Here is a 16,738-nt window from a genome sequence, read left to right on the forward strand (position 1 = left end):
AAAGGGGTTAAAACCACGGGACGGGAATTACGGTAACCCGGCCTTCATTCGGTATTGGAGAGGCGTTTTTTCAGTTCAATGGCCCCTTCCTTTCTTGCCTCCAACAGCGCAGAGATGAAAGCATCGGAAAAGACCAGCGCAAGCGTCTCGAACATCGTCCCGAGCGGGGCAAAGGAGGCCTCTATCGACCGGTACTGCCCGGTCACCTGCCGTTTCTCAAAGGTCTCGGTATCGCCATGGTAATACCCGGTGAGGTCCCCGAGGTTCACGACACAATCGGCCATGCGGCTCATGGTCGATTCGGGAGAGGCCGTGACAAGGCAGACATTACCCCCAAGCCCTTTGACCGTTTCGCAAAACGTTGCCATGGTGTGGGTCTCCCCGGATCCGGAGAACATGACCAGGGTATCGGACGGGTGGAGGGCCGGGGTGATGGTCTCCCCGACCACGTAAACGTCAAATCCCAGGTGGAGCAGGCGCATGGCAAATGCCCGGGCGATGATGCCGGACCGCCCGGCCCCGGCAACGTAAATCCGCTTTGTCGAGAGGAGGCGGTTGAAGAACGCCGAGGTCTCCTCCCTGCTGATCATTGCCGCGGACTTCTTGATCGAGTTAGCCATCTGGTCCATAAAGAGGGGAATGTCGGAGAACTCTTCGGTCATGGTACTACCCGGATATTTCGGATGATCCGATATCAGGGTATCGGAACAGGATCCTGCGGGAAGATGAACGGGATTTGGACATACTATACAGAAGTGGATGGGACAGAATTAATGGGGGGTGGGGGGTCGGGCGGTGTACTTCTTACAACACGCGACTGTTGCTGCTGAGGGGGCCCGGTGGGATGATGGGAACGATTTCCGACGGTAATCTGCACCGGGACACCAGTATCGTTGTTCGAGAATAGATGCATCCGGTCCTGTTGGAAATTTTTGTACACCGCCCGACCCCCCCAACCAGCCTTTGAAAAAAACGGAATTTCCCGGGACATGACACCATTTTCACTTCGGAAAACGAGTATCAGCAGGGCAGTTTCAAGTTTTCCCGGGTTGAAGGGGTCGGACGGTGTACCTTTTTTCCCAACCACACCAAGGAGGAAACTATCAGTACCCAAATACTCATCACCTCCCGTGACAACGTCCCAATCAAGGTGAATCCCTGATGCAGGCAGGCATGATACAATCCGGTGACACGGCCTTGAACTTCTCCTTAAAGGACCAGAATGACAAGACCTTCGATCTTTACGAGCAGGCGGGAAAACGCGTGCTGCTCTCGTTCCACCCTCTTGCATGGACAGAGTTTTGTGCAGCGCAGATGAAGTCGCTCGAAGAAAACCGGAGAGTGATCCTCGAAAACAACTGCGTACCCGTAGGGATCAGTGTTGATTCTGTTCCGTGTAAAACTGCATGGGCACAGAGCCTTGGGATACAGGAGACGCCGCTCCTCTGCGACTTCTGGCCGCATGGTGCTGTTGCCATGAAGTACGGGATATTCCGCGACGCAAACGGCTTCTTTGAGCGGGCGAACATCATTGTTGATGAGAAGCAGCGGGTAGCGTTTGTTAAGGTCTACCCGGTGCATTCCGTGCCGGATATCGGGGAGATTATCGCATTCCTGAAACAATAACCCACAACAGCCGTAAGAAAAGAGAGCCTTCAACGGGGCGGCTGATCATCCCGGTCCCTTACCCGATATAATTCAGTTCCTCATCCTTCCCCTTCTCACCCTCGACCATGCTCTCGATGGCCTTCTCCATCTCCGCGGCACGGTCGTTGAGCTTGGTCGGGTCGACAGGCAGGTCGATCAGTTTCGAGAGCACGGAAAGGACGCTTGCGGCTGCCATCGGGTCCACGAGATATCCGCTCGTCTCACCCATGAGGCAGACCGCATCGATCCCCCGCACGGCGGAGAGACCGAGGATCAAACCGGCGGCGCCGACAATCCCGCCGCCCGGTTCGTCGCGGTCGAACGTGACGCCGGCGGCTTCCAGCGGGGGACGGAGCTCTTTCTTGTTCACTGCCCCGAGTACCCGCGGCCCGTTGACGAGGTGACCTACGCCAAAACCGCCGAGCGTGTAAATCATCCTGACCTTCAGCTCTTCGGCAATATCGCAGTAACAGTCGGCAAGGATATAGTGGCCTTCCCCTGATGTGCTCTGGTGGTCACCGACAACGAAGACGACATCGCGCTTCCCCTCCTCACGGTAAAGAAAGATCTCATTTCTCGCCATCCGTGCAAGGCCGTCCTCTTCGAGAACAACCTGAGGGGGGAAGTAGATAGAGTGGATCTCCCCGATCTTCCTGGCCGAGAGCATGTGGATCATGTACTCGGCCACAAGCTTTCCCACCTGCCCGATGCCCGGGAGCCCTTCAATCAGGATCGGATCAAAAAGGGTTTTTTCCGGATAGCCCTCGGCATACCGGACCGTTATGTCCTCAGTCATGTTTTGCCAGCCTGCGGTACCTGCCATACTTGTCCACGGGTGAAAAACGCGCCGGGTGGGCAACAGTTGTCGGTTTCCCGCAGGCAGGACAGGTTAAAGAAAGGGTATAGATATGGTCTGCCGGGCAGTGCCGTATACGGCCGGTCATTGTGTGTTACTTCCCGGACTTCGGTTTCTTGACGAGCTTGCCCTCGCCACCAGCCTTCTCGAGGACTGCAATCGCTGCATTGGCAGACTTCTCGATCGCTTTCTCGGCAGCCTTATAATCCGGGGCCTTTACCTTGATGCGGTACGTGGGTGCGCCAAGGTATAACAGTTCAATCTCTGCCCCGGCACTCTTTGTAGCATTCGCCTTCTCAAGAGCCTTCCTTATTACCTCGACGCCGTCCGGTCGGGTCGATTCCAGGATAAGGTGGCCGGTCACCTCGACATGGGGGACCCTGACACTCTCGCCGGCCACTTTCTGGAGGATCTCGGAGATCTTTTTGGAAAAACCGAGTTTCTTTACCGTTGTCTCGGGATCAATGACAAGGTCTTCGAAGACCGGGTAGAACGCCCCGTACTTCTTGTAAATGACGTCCTCGATCGATGCAAGGGGCTCCTTTGTCTGGTCTGCGACAAAACCAAGCCACTTCTTTGCCTTGGACTCGTTCTTCCAGTCGCGGATCTTTTCGCGGCGCTGGTGCTCGTTGACGTCTTTTAAAGAAAGATCGATATGGCCGCGGGACCGGTCAACGTTGAGGACCTTGCAGACAATCTTCTGGCCCTCGCGAATATGGTCGCGGATATACTTGATCCAGCCAGTGGCGATCTCTGATATGGGGATGAGCCCCTGGCGGCCGCCGTATTCATCGAGCGAAACGAAGGCAACGAAGTCCTTCACGTTCTCGACCGTGCAGACGACCAGTTCCGATTCCTGGGGCCACTCCCTGTCTGCCATGAGACGACTCACTGGAGCTCTTGGACGATCTCGGCCTTGATGTTCGCGCATCCGCCTGCGGGTGTTGCAAGCTCGCTGCCACAGACTACGCACTTTACGACCGTGCTGGCCTTCTCGAAGACGACCTGTTCGTTCTCACAGTCGGGGCACTTTACCTTGAAAAATTTGCTCCGGTTTTCCCTGATCTGGCTTACCATGTTCGTTTACTCCGTCAGTTCGAATTTCGCGACACGGTAACCCTTGCGCAGGTGCGCCTTCTTGCAGGTGACACAGCGGTACCGGACGTTGATCTTCTTTGTCGGCTTGTCGCCACCGGGTACCTTGGAGAACTTGCCCCGGTTCCCGACATGGCCCCTTCGGGCTTTCTGCCGGTCAATCCAGTGGAGACCGGTTGTCTTGCCCTTCTTTACCTTCTCGACCTCGTGCTCCTGGTGGCTCCTGCAGAAGGGGCAGTAGGTCGTAAATTTTGCTGGCATCTTCATGAAAATTTCACCGATAGTCCTGATGACGAATACCTATATTATTTGCAGAGGTTGATATTTAAGACTATGTTGCGCTCGGTAAGGACCGCAGCATTCCGCTCGGGAAGCGTCACTATATCTCCCTTTGAGAGGGTATAAACTCTCCCATCCACCCCCATGAACGTGTCCATATCCTGGAGAACCCGCACGAGGGTGCAGGGATGGGTGATCGGTCCTGAACCGGCCGGGGCTGCAGCCACGGGGACCGGTGCCGGCCCTGCCTGTTCTGCCGGGGCATCTGCTTCTTCTCCTATCTCCGCTGGTTCAGAGAGTTCCCCGGGATCACCCTCATCGCTGACCGTGACAGCTGCGGTTGCTGCAGCCGGGACTGGAGCACCATGCCGCGGGGAGGTTATCGGCACATGGGGGCGGTTCCGGATAAGGTGCCCCTGCGACTGTTCGATCGCGGCCGTGATCTGGTCGAACATCTCACGCTCCGCCGGGATCATCCGCTTCACCTCTTCGCGGTCATAATAATTACCCTCGGCATGCATCACCGTGAGCGCGAGGATCTTCCGGGTCCTTAAGGAGAAGATGTCCTCGAGGGTCTCCCGGATCGAGAGCGTCTCATCGATAAGTGAACGTGCCTCGTCGGAGAACGGGTCTTCGAACTCGTAGACTTTCTTTGTGATGGCCGCAAGCTCGGCATGCCCTTTCTCGTAAAAATCGGGAGAGACCGATGTCAGCCTCCCGGTCTCCCGCTCTGAAAGAAGGATGCTGCGCAGGTCATCGAGCTTCATGGTTACGTCCCGGTATTATATATTGATCCTATTATTTATGCGATTTCCGCTATGCCGCGGCAGCAGAGAAAGACTGCCACCGCTTCCGGTACTGTAGTGATGCCCTTTTGGATCTCATAAGTGCTTCCGAGCATCGGCATTTTCAGCGGGAATTTTGCATCCACCTTCACGTCGCGTGTCCCGAACACGACCGCGTCGGTGAGCGGCTCGAAATCATGCAACTCACGGAGCTCAAGGGGCTGCACCCGCATCCCGCTCCCGCCGTGGAGGGAGGTGGGCATTCGTATGAGGCGCTTCGTGTCGGTCGTGACCGGTTCGTCGGCAAGGGCTGCCCGGGAGAAGAGCCGCTTCTTGAACTCCCCTTCCTGCTGCTGGACAATAAGGGAGAGGACACGGTTCTTGAGGATCATCGGGGAGGGCCGGTTTGCGATGTCTGCTATAATTTCCTCCCGCTTCTTCAGGAATGTGGCTGCGGAGTCCTTTCCGATCCCTTCGATTGCAGTGAGATGGGCGACGGCTTCCGGTTCCGGAAGCGTACCTATCCAGCCGAGATATTCGATGAGGGCTCCACGGTACCGCTCCGGCCAGCCCGGTGCACCTGTAAGCCTCCCCGAGAGCATGGCCGGGGGATCGATGCCGATACCGCAGACGTAATCGATCAGTTCCCGTCGTTCGGAACTTCCCCAGTTCCTGAACGCGATGTCGCGCAGGTGGACATGGTAGCCCCGTCCCCCTGAAAACACCAGGTCGATGGTCTTTGGATCGATCCCGAACTCATCGATCAGCATCGAGAGGAGTTTTTCTGTCTCTTCCTTTACCCGGGAGAGCATCTGGTCATACGGCCCCCGCACAATATGATCGGCATCAAGGTCGAAGATCAAATCGGCCCCGCACCAGCCCTTGTCTGCCATCGTCCCGGCATCGGGCTTCTCGTAGTATGCCGTCGAGTAGTAGGCGTGCTGGGGGATGAGGTTCTGGATAAAGGAGACCATCTCGCCGCTGCCGGGAAAGCCGATGTGCCGCCGCATCCGGGTCTCGGCTGCGCCCGGGTTGAAGAGGATGAAGCCCCACTCGCGCTGCACGATGGACGGCGGAGCGACAAGGACCGTCTTCATGTAATACTCGGTAAACCGCTGGCGGAGGAATTCGGCTGTGGCCGGGTTCATGACAACCCCTTGATCATATAGGGCCCTCTGCGTTCATATCCCTGCCTGCGGTAATACGGTCGGACACCGATGCCGCTCATGATGGCAAGATTGTGGTAACCGGCGGCCACTGCAATTTCCTCGGCCCGTGCAAGGAGCATCTTCCCGAAGTTCCGGTGCTGCCACTCCTCGGATTCGGCATCCTTTCCCACGGGAACGAGGCTGCCGTACACGTGCAGCTCGCGCATAACAGCCGCTTCTTCGAGCTCGGGGCGGTAGACCTGCGAAGGGAACCGGAGCCGGGAGAAACCGATGAGGGAATCATCCGAGACCGCCGAGATGAAGTGTTCCTTTCCTCCGCAGGCCTCGTATACCAGGACACGGATCTCCATCTCCGCAAGGGAGGGAAGACGCCCGATCTCCCGGCACCGGATGCACCGGCACCGTTTTCCGAGCGCCTTCAACCGGTTCTGCGCCAGTTGCCGGAAGTTGGAGTGCGGGGAGCCGGCAACGATCAGCTTGGCCGGGATATCCCGCTGGATCCGCTGGAGCCGCGTATATTCCGGGATAAGGGACTTCCCGTATGCGATCAGGTCGATAAGTTTCTCCTCATCATACGGGGAATATCCACCCCGTTTCCAGAGATCCTCAATCTCGGAACCCGGGGTGACTAAGGTCGGGTAGATCTTCAGGAAATCGGGGCGGAAGCGCGGGTCGGCAAAGAGTGTTTCGAACATCTGACGATCCGCTTCCATGGTAGAGGAGGGGAGGTTGGGCATCATGTGGAAGCCAACCTTGAGCCCGGCGTCACGGAGGAGCGTGTTTGCTTCAACCGTATCGGCGACCGTGCAGCCCCGGCGGTTGAATGCGAGGATGGCATCATCCGTATGCTGGACACCGAGTTCCACTTTTGTTACGCCAAGGTCAAGCATCCGGTCGATGTGTTCCCGGCGGCACCAGTCAGGCCGGGTCTCGAAGGTCATCGCAACGCACCGGATCGCAGATATCTCATTAGCCGATTCGACAGCATCCACCGGCAGGTGCTGCGGTGCAGGTGTGTTTTCCGGGTAGGTGTTCATCGCCTCGATGCACCGGGAGACGAACTCCTCTTGGTATTCGACAGGGCGGGCAGTCATCGTCCCGCCCATCACGATCAGCTCCACCTTGTCCACGCGGTGTCCCAAGATCTCAAATTGTTCCAGTCGTGCCTGTACCTGCCGGAACGGATCATACTCGTGTTCGCGGGCCCGTTTTGCTGCCGGTTCCTCCCCGGTATAACTCTGCGGGGAGTGAAACGGGTGGTCCGGCCCGCCCGGGCAGGGAAGACACTTGCCATGGGGGCAGGGATACGGGGAGGTCATCACGGCAACCGGGGCAACGCCGGACAGGGTGCGGGACGGTTTGACAAGCAGGATCTTCCGGAGAGTCTCGTACTCCTCCGGGCGTGCAGCGGAGAGGATCGCGGAGTTCTTCGGCACTGCCGGCAGGGAATACTTCCTGCAGGTTTCTATCTTAGCCGCAACAACGGTGGCATCGTTACAGGCACCTTCAGGAATGGTGAGGAGGCGGGAGATAATCTCCCGGAGAGCAGATTCCTCATCCATGAGAATTAATGTTCAGCTGCAACTTTCTGGGAAGCAGACTCAGGAGAATAGTTCACCACAGGCGGGGCGGGGCGGTGGTGGATATAGGTTACGATCTCATCCCCGAGCGTGAGGAGAGCATCCTTATGGGCTTTCTTATCCTTGTGAATGTGGACAGGAGAAATTTCCAGGGAATTGTAACGTTCAGTTCCGATCTCTTCGTTGCTGACGCCCTCGTAGTACTTCTTGATGTGGATCATCAGCATATGTAAATGCAGCAATTCTTCCTTTTGCACACTATCACCTTTTCCAAAATGATCCTTTTTTTGTGGGGCAGATATATCTTATTGGTGAGGTTTATATCAGGAACAATGCGGCATGAGGGATCGCTCATTGGACTCGCTGTTGGCGACGCGTTGGGTGCGCCCTTGGAAGGATCTCAAAGATCTGAAGTCTGGCTTACGCAAATGCGGCCCGGCGGGCGCCATTTCCGAAAAGCCGGTGAAGTCACGGATGACACGCTGCAGGCTGGTGCAGTTGCAGAATCGCTCGCCGTATGTGGGCGCTTTGATGAAGGCGACCTGATAAAAAAATTATCGCTGGGATATATACAACGTCCGAAATGGTATGGTCCGACATCCTCCCGGTTTTTCGATCTGGTGCTTTCCGGGACCCCGCCGCACCGGGCCGCACGGATCGTTCATACTCAGAACCATGGCAGCCGGTCCAATGGCAGCGTGATGCGGGGCTTCCCCCTTGGTATCTTCTTCCCTCCACCAGATATAATCTCAATGAGCATCCGCTGCTCTGCCATAACGCATCACGACCCGGTGGGAGGGCACTGTTCAGCGTTCCTGAACCTGATGGTGAGCGAGATGGTCAGGGGCGTTCCACGGAAGACTGCATTCCGGCACGCCCGTTCGCTCTGTATATATCCTGAGGTTCACGCAATCCTGGGCAGTTACGAACAGTATGATCCTGAGCCTTCCTTAGATTGTGTACTCTGCTCGCATGCAGCGCTCCGCTGTTTCATGGATGCCCGGTCGTTTGAACAGGCAGTCCTCTCCGCGGTAAACCTTGGCGGCGATGCTGATACGGTCGGTGCCTGTACCGGTGCACTGGCCGGAGCGTGCTGGGGGCTTGAAGCTGTTCCAATACGGTGGCGGCGGGATCTTGAAGGGTACGAAGAACTTGTCAGGCTGGCGGAGCGGGTCTGGGCGGCACGAGCGGACAATATGGTGCGATAAGTGATATTCGCAGAACTATCAGATCTCCGGGTTCATCCCGAATGCTGCGTTGAGCAATTGATGATGAATTCAAGAGGGAAACTAAATAAAAAAGGGTTTACGCCGGCTTGATCTCCACAAGCTTCAGCACCCGGCCCTTATCGCAGATATTTGGCGCATTGCCAAGGACATCTACGACAATATACTTCTCACCCTCGACAATCCCTTCCGGGCGGCAGAGATCAAAACTCCGGCAGTCATGCTTGTTGCAGGAGAACTCGGGCTTGATCTTGGAGTTGATGATCGCCATCTCCGGGCTGATCAGGAGGGTGATCGGGGCCTCTGTCACCTCAACCGCCGTTGTCCCGTTAAGGTGAACCGTACAGTCATGGTGGGTTGTCCTGATTGAGACGACACGGTATTTCCGGCCTTTCTGCAGGTTGTTGCAGGCTTTCTTCACTTTACAGGTCCCGCATTCAGCTGCTTCGCCTTCGTAAATGAACTCTGTCCCCGGCTTCGCAAGCACCGTTCCGACAAGGGTCACTTTTGTCTTTGCGTCCGTCATACCATCCACCTTATTCCATATACAGCATCCGCACCAGGTTCTCTGCCGATTCGCGGGTCAGCCCCATATCGAATATGGTAAAGCGCTCGGGACGGATATCCTTTGCCATCAGGAGCGCTTCCACCGCCATTCCATCATCAATGCCCACGTCTTTTGGGGTGACCGGTGCACCGATACTCTTCAGCGATTCGCGGATCCCCTTCCAGTCCCCGCCATGGAGGTACATCGAGATGATCGTGCCGATCCCGCAGCTCTCGCCATGGAGTGCCTTGCCCGGGGCGATTCGTTCAAGGGCATGGGAGAACTTGTGCTCCCCCCCGCTTGCCGGGCGTGAGGACCCGGCAATGCTCATGGCCACTCCGCTGGACACGAGTGCTTTCGTTACGATCCATGCCGATTCCTCGCTGGACGGCTTGATGAGGTGGGCATTCTTCACTAAAATCTCCGCGGTCATCTTCGACAGGGCAGCCGCGTACTCGCTCACCTGTTCGCCTTTCACCCGGTGCGCGAGTTCCCAGTCGAGGATGGCAGTATAATTGGAGATGACATCCGCACACCCTGCTGCAAGGAGGCGGTGGGGTGCCTGTGCGATGATCGCGGTGTCTGCCACGATGGCAAGGGGAGGGTGAGCCTGGAGTGAGGAGTGACCCCCCTCGATGGCAACCGATGCCCGGGCTGAGGCGATCCCGTCATGCGATGCTGCCGTAGGCACGGATATGAACGGGCGGTCGAGGTTGAACGAAACGATCTTTGCGGTATCGATGACCCTCCCCCCTCCGACACCGATAAGGAAATCCGCATCTGCCGCCGCCTTCTCGGCTTCCTTGATGAGGGGGAGGCTGATCTCTTCGGCAAAGAACGGGACAACGGACCGGTTACCAGAAAGCACATCCCGGACCCGGTTCCCGGCAAGCTCCATCGTGTTCTTCCCCGAGATTAAGAGCGCTTTCTTACCCAGTTTCAGGTCATCGCAGACAGAGGGGAGTTGCTGGAAGACATCATGGCCAATCACAACGTCGCGGGGCAGCTGCATCCACCGGGACTTGTCAAAGACCTTCTCTTTGAGTAATTTTATTGCATCTGCGCTCATTGTAATCATGGATGATTAGTGATTTCATCTACAAATACTACATCGATCCCATCAGGCTCGGGCAGCCCTATAATGTTGTCGATACGCTGACCTACGCCCTTATCCTTGTCGCCGGTGTTTACCTGTTGTACCGCTGGTTGTCCACGTCCACGTGGCTCTCGGATATCGGGTTTACCATTGACGCCACCTTCATCCTCTCGACCATCCCCTATGTCATTCTCGGTGGCGTCATGCGGGTCATCGAAGACACCGGCATGATCACCGGTGACTTCAAGTATTTCCTGATAACCCCGCTCATCTATTTCGTCCTCTTCTTCTTTACGATAGGCATGCTCTTCCTCTCGCGGTACCTCACGCTCCAGGGGTTCACAAAGAATTACCTGACGTTCTATTTCTGGGCTGGTGTCTCCTCTGTCGTTGTCGCCTCGCTCATCCTTATTGCCTGGAGCACGACACACCACGGCATCGATTTCTACGTGCTGGGCGTGATCCCGCTCATGGCCGTTGTGGCAACGGCCCTTGTCTGGGCGTTCATGCGCTATGTCTGCCGGTGGGAGTATGTGAAGGATCCGCTGTACATCACCCTGCTCTTCGGTCAGCTCCTCGATGCCAGCGCCACCAGCTTCGGGATCGACCTCCACCCGTCGCTCCAGTACATCGAGCAGCATGTGGTCGGCTCCCACCTCATCGACCTGACCGGCACAGCATTCGTCATGTATCCCTTGAAACTCATCGTCCTCTTCCCGGCAGTCTACATCATGCAGCTCTACCGCAAGGAAGCCAACACGGCATTCTGGCACCTCGTGCTGCTGGCGATGATCGTTGTCGGATTTGCACCCGGTATCCGCGACATGGTCCGGATGGTCCTCTATGTCTAATTCCCCGCTCGCCAATGCCCTGGTAATCACACTTCTCCTCTTTTTTTCCACCATGTGTGTCGGGTGGATAGGATCTGCCCAGAACCCGGCCATAGGAGAGCAGCTGATGGATCTCTTTGCCAAGGAGGTCGCAGGAGAGATCACCAAGGATAACCCGGTGGACATGTGCGCCAAGCTTTTTGTCAATAACATCGGGGCCTGTATCCTCCTCTTCCTTGGAGGGGCATCCTTTGGAATCCTGACCATTTTCATTATGAGCCTGAATGGTATCGTCATCGGAGCGATCATGGAGATCGTCCACGAGACCCACTCACCCCTGTTTGTTGCCGCTGCCCTCATCCCGCACGGCATCTTCGAGATCCCGGCATTTATCATCGCGGGGGCACTCGGGATACTCCTTGCACAGGGCCTCATTGCCGAATGGTACGGTGAGGGAGACACCGAAAAAGAGGCGGCCCGGTACGGCAGGCTCTTTGTACTCTCAGTCCTCCCGCTTGTTGTTGTCGCCGCCTGTGTCGAGGCTTTTATTACGCCGGTTATCATACAATTAGTAGCTTAAGAGGACACGAGATGGACGACGATACAGGTACCCTGCCGACGAAGCAGGACTTTTCCGGATGGTTCAACGATATTCTCTGGCGGGCCGGGATCATGGATGTCCGCTACCCGGTCAAGGGGCTGTACGTCTGGTACCCGTACGGGTTTGCGATCCGGAAGTTTGTCTATAACCGGCTCCGGGAACTCCTCGACCGTGACCACGAGGAGACCCTCTTCCCGCTGCTCATCCCAGAACAGGAGTTCATGAAAGAGGCGGAGCACATCAAGGGCTTTGAGGATGAGGTCTACTGGGTCACTCACGGGGGAACGACCCCGCTCGATGTCAAGCTTGCCCTCCGGCCCACGAGCGAGACTGCCATCTACCCGATGTACGCCCTCTGGCTCCGCTCTCATGCAGACCTGCCGATGAAGTATTACCAGATCGTCAACACGTTCCGGTACGAGACCAAGCAGACCCGGCCGCTGATCCGCCTTCGGGAGATCACCTCATTCATGGAGTCCCACACGGTCCACGCCACCTGGGAGGAGGCCGAAGCACAGTGCGAGTACGAGCTTGGCCTCACGAAGGAATTCTACGACGGTCTTTGCATCCCCATCACCATCTCGAAGCGGCCGGACTGGGACAAGTTCCCGGGGGCTGACTACACGATCGCGGTGGACGCCATCATGCCCAATGGCCGCACCCTCCAGATCGGGACTGTTCACCACCTCGGGACGCACTTCTCGAAGACTTTCTCCATCAACTACGAGGACAAGAACGGGGAGCAGCAGCTCGCCAACCAGACCTGTTACGGGATATCGGAGCGGTCGATTGCCGCCCTCATCTCCATGCACGGTGATGACAAGGGGCTCATCCTACCCCCCGCCGTTGCACCGGTCCAGGCAGTCATTGTCCCGATCACCATTGGCAAACGCCACGAGGATGTCCTCGCTGCGGCAAAGAAGCTGGAGTCAGACCTGAAGGCAGCCGGTTTCCGGGTAAAGATGGACACCCGTGACATGCGGCCCGGTGCCAAGTACTACTGGTGGGAACTCCGCGGAGTACCGCTCCGGCTCGAACTCGGACCCCGCGATATCGACGGAGGAAAGGTCATGGCCGTGAAGCGGACGGGAGAGAAGACATCCATCGAGCTCGCAACCGTCTGTGAGGGAGTGACCCGGGTGCTTGCGGAGATTACGGAAGCGATCCGTACGAAGGCCGAAGAGCACACGAAGTCCCACCTTTGTTCGGTTGATTCAATGGAATCTCTCAATACGGCTCTCAACGAGGGAAAGGTTGCCGTTGTCCACTGGTGCCGGGAACGCGAATGCGGCGATGCCATCGAGGAGAAAGCAACCTCTTCCATCCTCGGTACCGAGGTACGTTCACCCTATGTGGCCGCAAGCGACGGGAAATGCATTGTCTGCGGCAAGCCGGGCAAGGCAACGGTTGTCGGGCGGACCTATTAACTTTTTTACAGCCCTTTCAGGGATCTCTCATCTCCTGCATGCCGGGAATTGCGCTCTTGCCGGATTACAGGGATGCACCCACCAGTACAAGTAACGGTAATCCGGTACCAAACCTGAAAAGAAGATAGGATCCGATCCCTTCCGCTTCACTTCACGCGGGTGTGAGGAGATTGCCCTGCGCTGCGATCTCGGCAGGGGCAAACCGCCGGATTGTCAGGGGTGTTGCTACATCGGGAGCCCGGATAACGATGACCACCATCCGATTGGCAGGCAGGTATGCACGCGGGTTGAGCCGTATCACGAACCGCTCTTTGTCCTCGATCCGGTTATTCTGGTCGCCGATCTGGTCCACCACATTCAGGATCCCCCAGCAGCCCATGGGGGGATCGCCCCAGTAACTTTCTACCGGGATTAACGACTCCGTCTTGATGGTATCGGCGTAGACTATCGAGATCTTCTCCATATCAATGGGTCGGGCACCCGGGACGAGAGAAACCGTGAAATCGATGGTGTCGATGGTGCCCCCGGCCAGGCCGTCGCCGGTCACGTCCCCGACAAGGACCAGTGCCTGGCCCGGGAGGGGTGGCTCCGCTGAGAGGGTCTCCGTGATCGGCGAGAGATCCTCTTCGGTGCAGCCGGCAAGAAAAACAGCTGCAACAAGGAGCGTTACGATAATGAAAAACTGGTATTTCAAGGCCTGTTACCTCTGCCTTTGTACTGCGATAAAGTGGGGGCTGGATCCTATAAAAACATGTTACCCTTCACAAAACTATTCCGGATCCAGTTCCTGCGATGACCTTGAGCCGATGAGATCCCCGGCCTTTAAACGATCCTTTTTTGCCCGCCACCCTGTGCTTCGCCGGTACAATATGCCAACATTTATGATTGCTTATCGTCAGAAACGTAGGGTATGGAGCGGATCACCGCCATTGCCAGGGGCCGGGTGCAGGGCGTAGGATACCGGCATTTCGTGGAGACCTGCGCCCATGCTACCGGCGTGCACGGGTACGTGAAGAACCTCCCGGACGGCACCGTTGAGATGGTTGCCGAGAGTTCCCCTGCGTCGCTTTCAAATTTTATCAGGTATGCACATGCACGTGACAACCCGGAGATCCATGTGGAGCAGATCGATGTGTCCCCCGGTCCTGCCACCGGGGAGTACCGCGGCTTCCGGGTGGAGTGGTAGATCCAAAGAGCGTACCTCTGCTTTTTTCATCGTGCCCCCGAAAAAATCAGGTCTCTTCGTCTATCCGACCACAAACCTGTTCTCGGTCGCACAACTACTCTCATAAGAGTATAATGACTGCTCTTCCCAGGAAGAAAAACCATCGATTCTCTTCCGCTCTTGTATTTTTTCTTCTCTGCTCTCTCGTGATACCGGGATATGCAGGCCCGGAGCCCGGTAATCCACCCGTACTGGTTCGGCAGGGGATTGACACGAATTTCACCAACCAGTCATTTGATGGAGGGGCGGAAGTTGCGCGATTCACCGTGACGCCGACGCCGATTGATCTCTTCCGGGCCGAACTGGATGTGGAGACCTTACCCGGTCCACGGTACATGGCATTTGGCCCCAGTGTCATCGGGATCTCCGTGGATCCCCGGTTCCTTGCAGTATGTTTCGCGGTAGTACTGATCGCACTCGTAATCTGGTTTGTCAGTTTCCGGAACAGGGATGACGAGAGAGAGGAATAACAGATTCGGCTCCCCATCCGCTCCGCACCGTTGCAGGGGTCCTGCACCATCCTGCTTGCACCTTGCAGTGCTGCACCATTTTTTACCTCCTTCCATGTACCACTACTACCAGGAATAGATCATGGCAGGTATGGATGAGAACAAGCCCTATCTTCCGGAGCGGTACCGGCAGAAGATCCGCGAGAAAAATCGCAGGCGTGCGGCGGTCAGGATCCTCACCATTACCCACATCCTTGTTGTAATCGCAGTCCTCGTCTTCTCCCTTTCCGGGCTGTCATGGGCCGGTCTTCCTGCGGCGCCATTCTCTCCCGCTTCACGGCCGGCACCCCCGACAGGTGTTGTCACAACCGTATCTTTGGATTCGCAGGCAAAAATCCCGTCACAGGGTACAACCAGAACGTCCTTACCGCCGGCGCCCCCTGCCGCAGCCCCGCGTGTCGCAGGATATACCATAGGACCGGGTGTCCCGCAACAGGAGGGCAGCGGTTCCCTCACTCTTGTGCAGGCAGAAGCCGCCCTGCGCAGGTATTGCCCTGAAGATATGTTCACCATCAGCAGCGTGAACTATTCGGCTGGTTCAGCACGGTCCCTTTTCGGGTTCACTTTGCGGCAAACAGGCGGCCAGGCGCCTCAAGAGGACCTGGTTGTTTTTATCAACGCTGCCACAGGGATGCCCTGGTCGGCAGGGGAAGATACAACCGTATTCCCCAAAGAGATGGTCGCTGAAGTCGTCCTTGGGGAGTTCCCGCATGAGGATATTTCCTCGCCGGGCATCTGGTACGATAACAGCCCGCGCGAGGGGGATATCTGGAGGTTCACCCTTGCATCCGGGAACATGACGCTGGTCTCTGGAGCCGTGGATGCAACATATGGGGAGATACGGAAATTCTCTCGGAACATCCCTGCCTTTGGGAGACCTGCCGCCCCTGCCATTACCAAGGAAACGGCGCAGGGTATTGCCGGCAGGTACGTCACTGACAGAAACAGCGGTCTTTCCCTTGTCCTCACCTCATCGCGGTATGACCGGTGGGGAACGGAGTCGGTGCCTGCCGCTGGTGCGTACACGTTCTTTTTTGAGCGCCGGCATCTCGATTACCCCGTGGACACCGACGGCATATCCGTGGTTGTCGATGCTCTCACGGGCGAGGTGATCGGGTATGACAAGCAATGGACAACCCCGGAATACGCATTCTCCCAGGCAGTCGTCCCGACTATAGCACGGCATGAGGCTACCTATGCTGCCATAGAGGCTGCAAGGGCGGTGTACCCGGAACAGATCGGGAGCGTCCGCATCCTCTCGTCGGAATTACGCTGGAACAACGGGCAGATGAAAGGAACAATCCCGCGCCCGGGATCCGTCCCGCTGGCATGGAAGATTGTCTTTGATGACGAAATACTCCGCACCAACGCATCACTGGCATCGAGGATTGTCTGGATCGACATCCAGACGGGGAACGTAACGGTGATCGAGTACCGGCACTAAAAAGAGAACCTGAAGCGCTCAACACTTGTCGCAGACAAATCCGACATTGAGCGCCGTCTTCTTCATGTCGCCCTGGATCTGCTTCTTTCCGCCGCGAATGAACCAGCGGTGACACTTCGCGCAGTATTTCGGGAGAATCCGGTCCCACGGTTTCATCGGGACCTCCAGGACAAAGCCTGTCCGCGACCACTCTTCCGGGGATTTCTCGGTATTCTGGCTGTAGGTGGTGACCAGTTCCATAACCTGGTGCGGGGGGACACCGAGGTCCACGAACTTCTTGAAGACAAAGTAATTGAAGATGAGCCACGAGAGGTCGGAACGGTCGAGGATCCCCTCGTACTCGCCAAACGTCTCCTCGAAGTCCTCGAGCGAACAGCCACAGAGAGGGCATTTCCCCCCTACGAGCTCATCGAGAAAGACCT

At 56.9% G+C, this 16,738-nt stretch carries 22 protein-coding genes; 8 read left to right on the top strand and 14 right to left on the bottom strand.

Going from position 1 to position 16,738, the window contains the following annotated elements; translation table 11 throughout:
- Positions 1–44: 44 nt before the first annotated feature.
- Complete coding sequence (locus PHF39_RS06230; RefSeq protein WP_300221707.1) at positions 45–662, bottom strand: SIS domain-containing protein; 618 nt, start codon at positions 660–662, stop codon at positions 45–47.
- A gap of 499 nt (positions 663–1,161) precedes the next feature.
- On the opposite strand from PHF39_RS06230, the gene PHF39_RS06235 reads away from it, so the two are divergent.
- A complete protein-coding gene (locus tag PHF39_RS06235; protein ID WP_300221710.1) occupies positions 1,162–1,626 on the top strand; it encodes a redoxin domain-containing protein in 465 nt (154 codons plus the stop codon).
- A gap of 58 nt (positions 1,627–1,684) precedes the next feature.
- On the opposite strand, the gene PHF39_RS06240 is transcribed toward PHF39_RS06235, so the two are convergent.
- The 9 genes from PHF39_RS06240 to PHF39_RS06280 are packed head-to-tail and all read right to left on the bottom strand — an operon-like array spanning position 1,685 to position 7,668.
- Positions 1,685–2,443 carry a proteasome assembly chaperone family protein gene (locus tag PHF39_RS06240; protein ID WP_300221713.1) on the bottom strand — a complete coding sequence of 253 codons (759 nt, stop codon included), beginning with the start codon at positions 2,441–2,443 and terminating at the stop codon, positions 1,685–1,687.
- Positions 2,436–2,591: an RNA-protein complex protein Nop10 gene (locus PHF39_RS06245; protein ID WP_300221716.1), complete on the bottom strand. Its 156-nt coding sequence runs from the start codon at positions 2,589–2,591 to the stop codon at positions 2,436–2,438. The genes PHF39_RS06240 and PHF39_RS06245 overlap by 8 nt, the downstream gene beginning before the upstream one ends.
- Before the next feature lie 6 nt (positions 2,592–2,597).
- On the bottom strand, positions 2,598–3,383 hold the full coding sequence (locus PHF39_RS06250) for a translation initiation factor IF-2 subunit alpha (protein WP_300221719.1): 786 nt from the start codon (positions 3,381–3,383) through the stop codon (positions 2,598–2,600).
- Positions 3,384–3,391: 8 nt separating this feature from the next.
- Positions 3,392–3,580, bottom strand: coding sequence for a 30S ribosomal protein S27e (locus PHF39_RS06255; protein WP_300221722.1), 189 nt, complete (start codon positions 3,578–3,580; stop codon positions 3,392–3,394).
- A gap of 6 nt (positions 3,581–3,586) precedes the next feature.
- The gene (locus tag PHF39_RS06260; RefSeq protein ID WP_300221725.1) at positions 3,587–3,865 is read right to left on the bottom strand and encodes a 50S ribosomal protein L44e; all 279 of its coding nucleotides are present in this window, start codon (positions 3,863–3,865) and stop codon (positions 3,587–3,589) included.
- A 38-nt stretch (positions 3,866–3,903) separates the two neighbouring features.
- Positions 3,904–4,644, bottom strand: coding sequence for a hypothetical protein (locus PHF39_RS06265; RefSeq protein WP_300221727.1), 741 nt, complete (start codon positions 4,642–4,644; stop codon positions 3,904–3,906).
- A gap of 35 nt (positions 4,645–4,679) precedes the next feature.
- Positions 4,680–5,810 (bottom strand): DNA primase small subunit PriS, encoded by a 1,131-nt coding sequence (locus PHF39_RS06270; protein ID WP_300221730.1) that lies wholly within the window; start codon positions 5,808–5,810, stop codon positions 4,680–4,682.
- Complete coding sequence (locus PHF39_RS06275; RefSeq protein ID WP_300221733.1) at positions 5,807–7,393, bottom strand: tRNA uridine(34) 5-carboxymethylaminomethyl modification radical SAM/GNAT enzyme Elp3; 1,587 nt, start codon at positions 7,391–7,393, stop codon at positions 5,807–5,809. The genes PHF39_RS06270 and PHF39_RS06275 overlap by 4 nt, the downstream gene beginning before the upstream one ends.
- Before the next feature lie 5 nt (positions 7,394–7,398).
- Positions 7,399–7,668 carry a UPF0058 family protein gene (locus PHF39_RS06280; protein ID WP_300221736.1) on the bottom strand — a complete coding sequence of 90 codons (270 nt, stop codon included), beginning with the start codon at positions 7,666–7,668 and terminating at the stop codon, positions 7,399–7,401.
- Positions 7,669–7,743: 75 nt separating this feature from the next.
- Between PHF39_RS06280 and PHF39_RS06285 the strand changes: the two genes are divergently transcribed.
- Complete coding sequence (locus PHF39_RS06285) at positions 7,744–8,619, top strand: ADP-ribosylglycohydrolase family protein (protein WP_300221739.1); 876 nt, start codon at positions 7,744–7,746, stop codon at positions 8,617–8,619.
- Between the two features lie 97 nt (positions 8,620–8,716).
- On the opposite strand, the gene PHF39_RS06290 is transcribed toward PHF39_RS06285, so the two are convergent.
- Together PHF39_RS06290 and PHF39_RS06295 are read right to left on the bottom strand one after the other, a co-directional pair.
- Positions 8,717–9,163 carry a UPF0179 family protein gene (locus PHF39_RS06290; RefSeq protein WP_300221742.1) on the bottom strand — a complete coding sequence of 149 codons (447 nt, stop codon included), beginning with the start codon at positions 9,161–9,163 and terminating at the stop codon, positions 8,717–8,719.
- 10 nt (positions 9,164–9,173) lie between these two features.
- The gene (locus tag PHF39_RS06295) at positions 9,174–10,253 is read right to left on the bottom strand and encodes an NAD(P)-dependent glycerol-1-phosphate dehydrogenase (RefSeq protein ID WP_300221745.1); all 1,080 of its coding nucleotides are present in this window, start codon (positions 10,251–10,253) and stop codon (positions 9,174–9,176) included.
- A gap of 11 nt (positions 10,254–10,264) precedes the next feature.
- On the opposite strand from PHF39_RS06295, the gene PHF39_RS06300 reads away from it, so the two are divergent.
- The 3 genes from PHF39_RS06300 to proS are packed head-to-tail and all read left to right on the top strand — an operon-like array spanning position 10,265 to position 13,138.
- Positions 10,265–11,131, top strand: coding sequence for a DUF63 family protein (locus tag PHF39_RS06300; RefSeq protein WP_300221748.1), 867 nt, complete (start codon positions 10,265–10,267; stop codon positions 11,129–11,131).
- Entirely contained in the window at positions 11,124–11,690 is a 567-nt protein-coding gene (locus PHF39_RS06305; RefSeq protein ID WP_300221751.1) for a stage II sporulation protein M, read from the top strand. Before PHF39_RS06300 ends, PHF39_RS06305 begins: the two co-directional genes overlap by 8 nt.
- Before the next feature lie 11 nt (positions 11,691–11,701).
- Positions 11,702–13,138, top strand: coding sequence for a proline--tRNA ligase (gene proS, locus PHF39_RS06310; RefSeq protein ID WP_300221754.1), 1,437 nt, complete (start codon positions 11,702–11,704; stop codon positions 13,136–13,138).
- A 151-nt stretch (positions 13,139–13,289) separates the two neighbouring features.
- Here proS and PHF39_RS06315 read toward each other — a convergent pair whose 3' ends face one another.
- Positions 13,290–13,832 (bottom strand): hypothetical protein, encoded by a 543-nt coding sequence (locus tag PHF39_RS06315; protein WP_300221757.1) that lies wholly within the window; start codon positions 13,830–13,832, stop codon positions 13,290–13,292.
- Positions 13,833–14,048: 216 nt separating this feature from the next.
- Between PHF39_RS06315 and PHF39_RS06320 the strand changes: the two genes are divergently transcribed.
- The 3 genes from PHF39_RS06320 (at position 14,049) to PHF39_RS06330 (ending at position 16,316) form a co-directional block, all read left to right on the top strand.
- Entirely contained in the window at positions 14,049–14,324 is a 276-nt protein-coding gene (locus PHF39_RS06320) for an acylphosphatase (RefSeq protein ID WP_300221760.1), read from the top strand.
- A gap of 185 nt (positions 14,325–14,509) precedes the next feature.
- A complete protein-coding gene (locus tag PHF39_RS06325; RefSeq protein WP_300221763.1) occupies positions 14,510–14,833 on the top strand; it encodes a hypothetical protein in 324 nt (107 codons plus the stop codon).
- A 121-nt stretch (positions 14,834–14,954) separates the two neighbouring features.
- On the top strand, positions 14,955–16,316 hold the full coding sequence (locus PHF39_RS06330) for a YcdB/YcdC domain-containing protein (protein ID WP_300221766.1): 1,362 nt from the start codon (positions 14,955–14,957) through the stop codon (positions 16,314–16,316).
- 18 nt (positions 16,317–16,334) lie between these two features.
- On the opposite strand, the gene PHF39_RS06335 is transcribed toward PHF39_RS06330, so the two are convergent.
- Positions 16,335–16,738, bottom strand: a 404-nt coding sequence (locus PHF39_RS06335; RefSeq protein WP_300221769.1) for a hypothetical protein, incomplete at its 5' end; no start/stop codon positions are given.

It is taken from the genome of Methanoregula sp., assembly GCF_028712425.1.
In the GTDB taxonomy this organism is placed as follows: domain Archaea; phylum Halobacteriota; class Methanomicrobia; order Methanomicrobiales; family Methanospirillaceae; genus Methanoregula.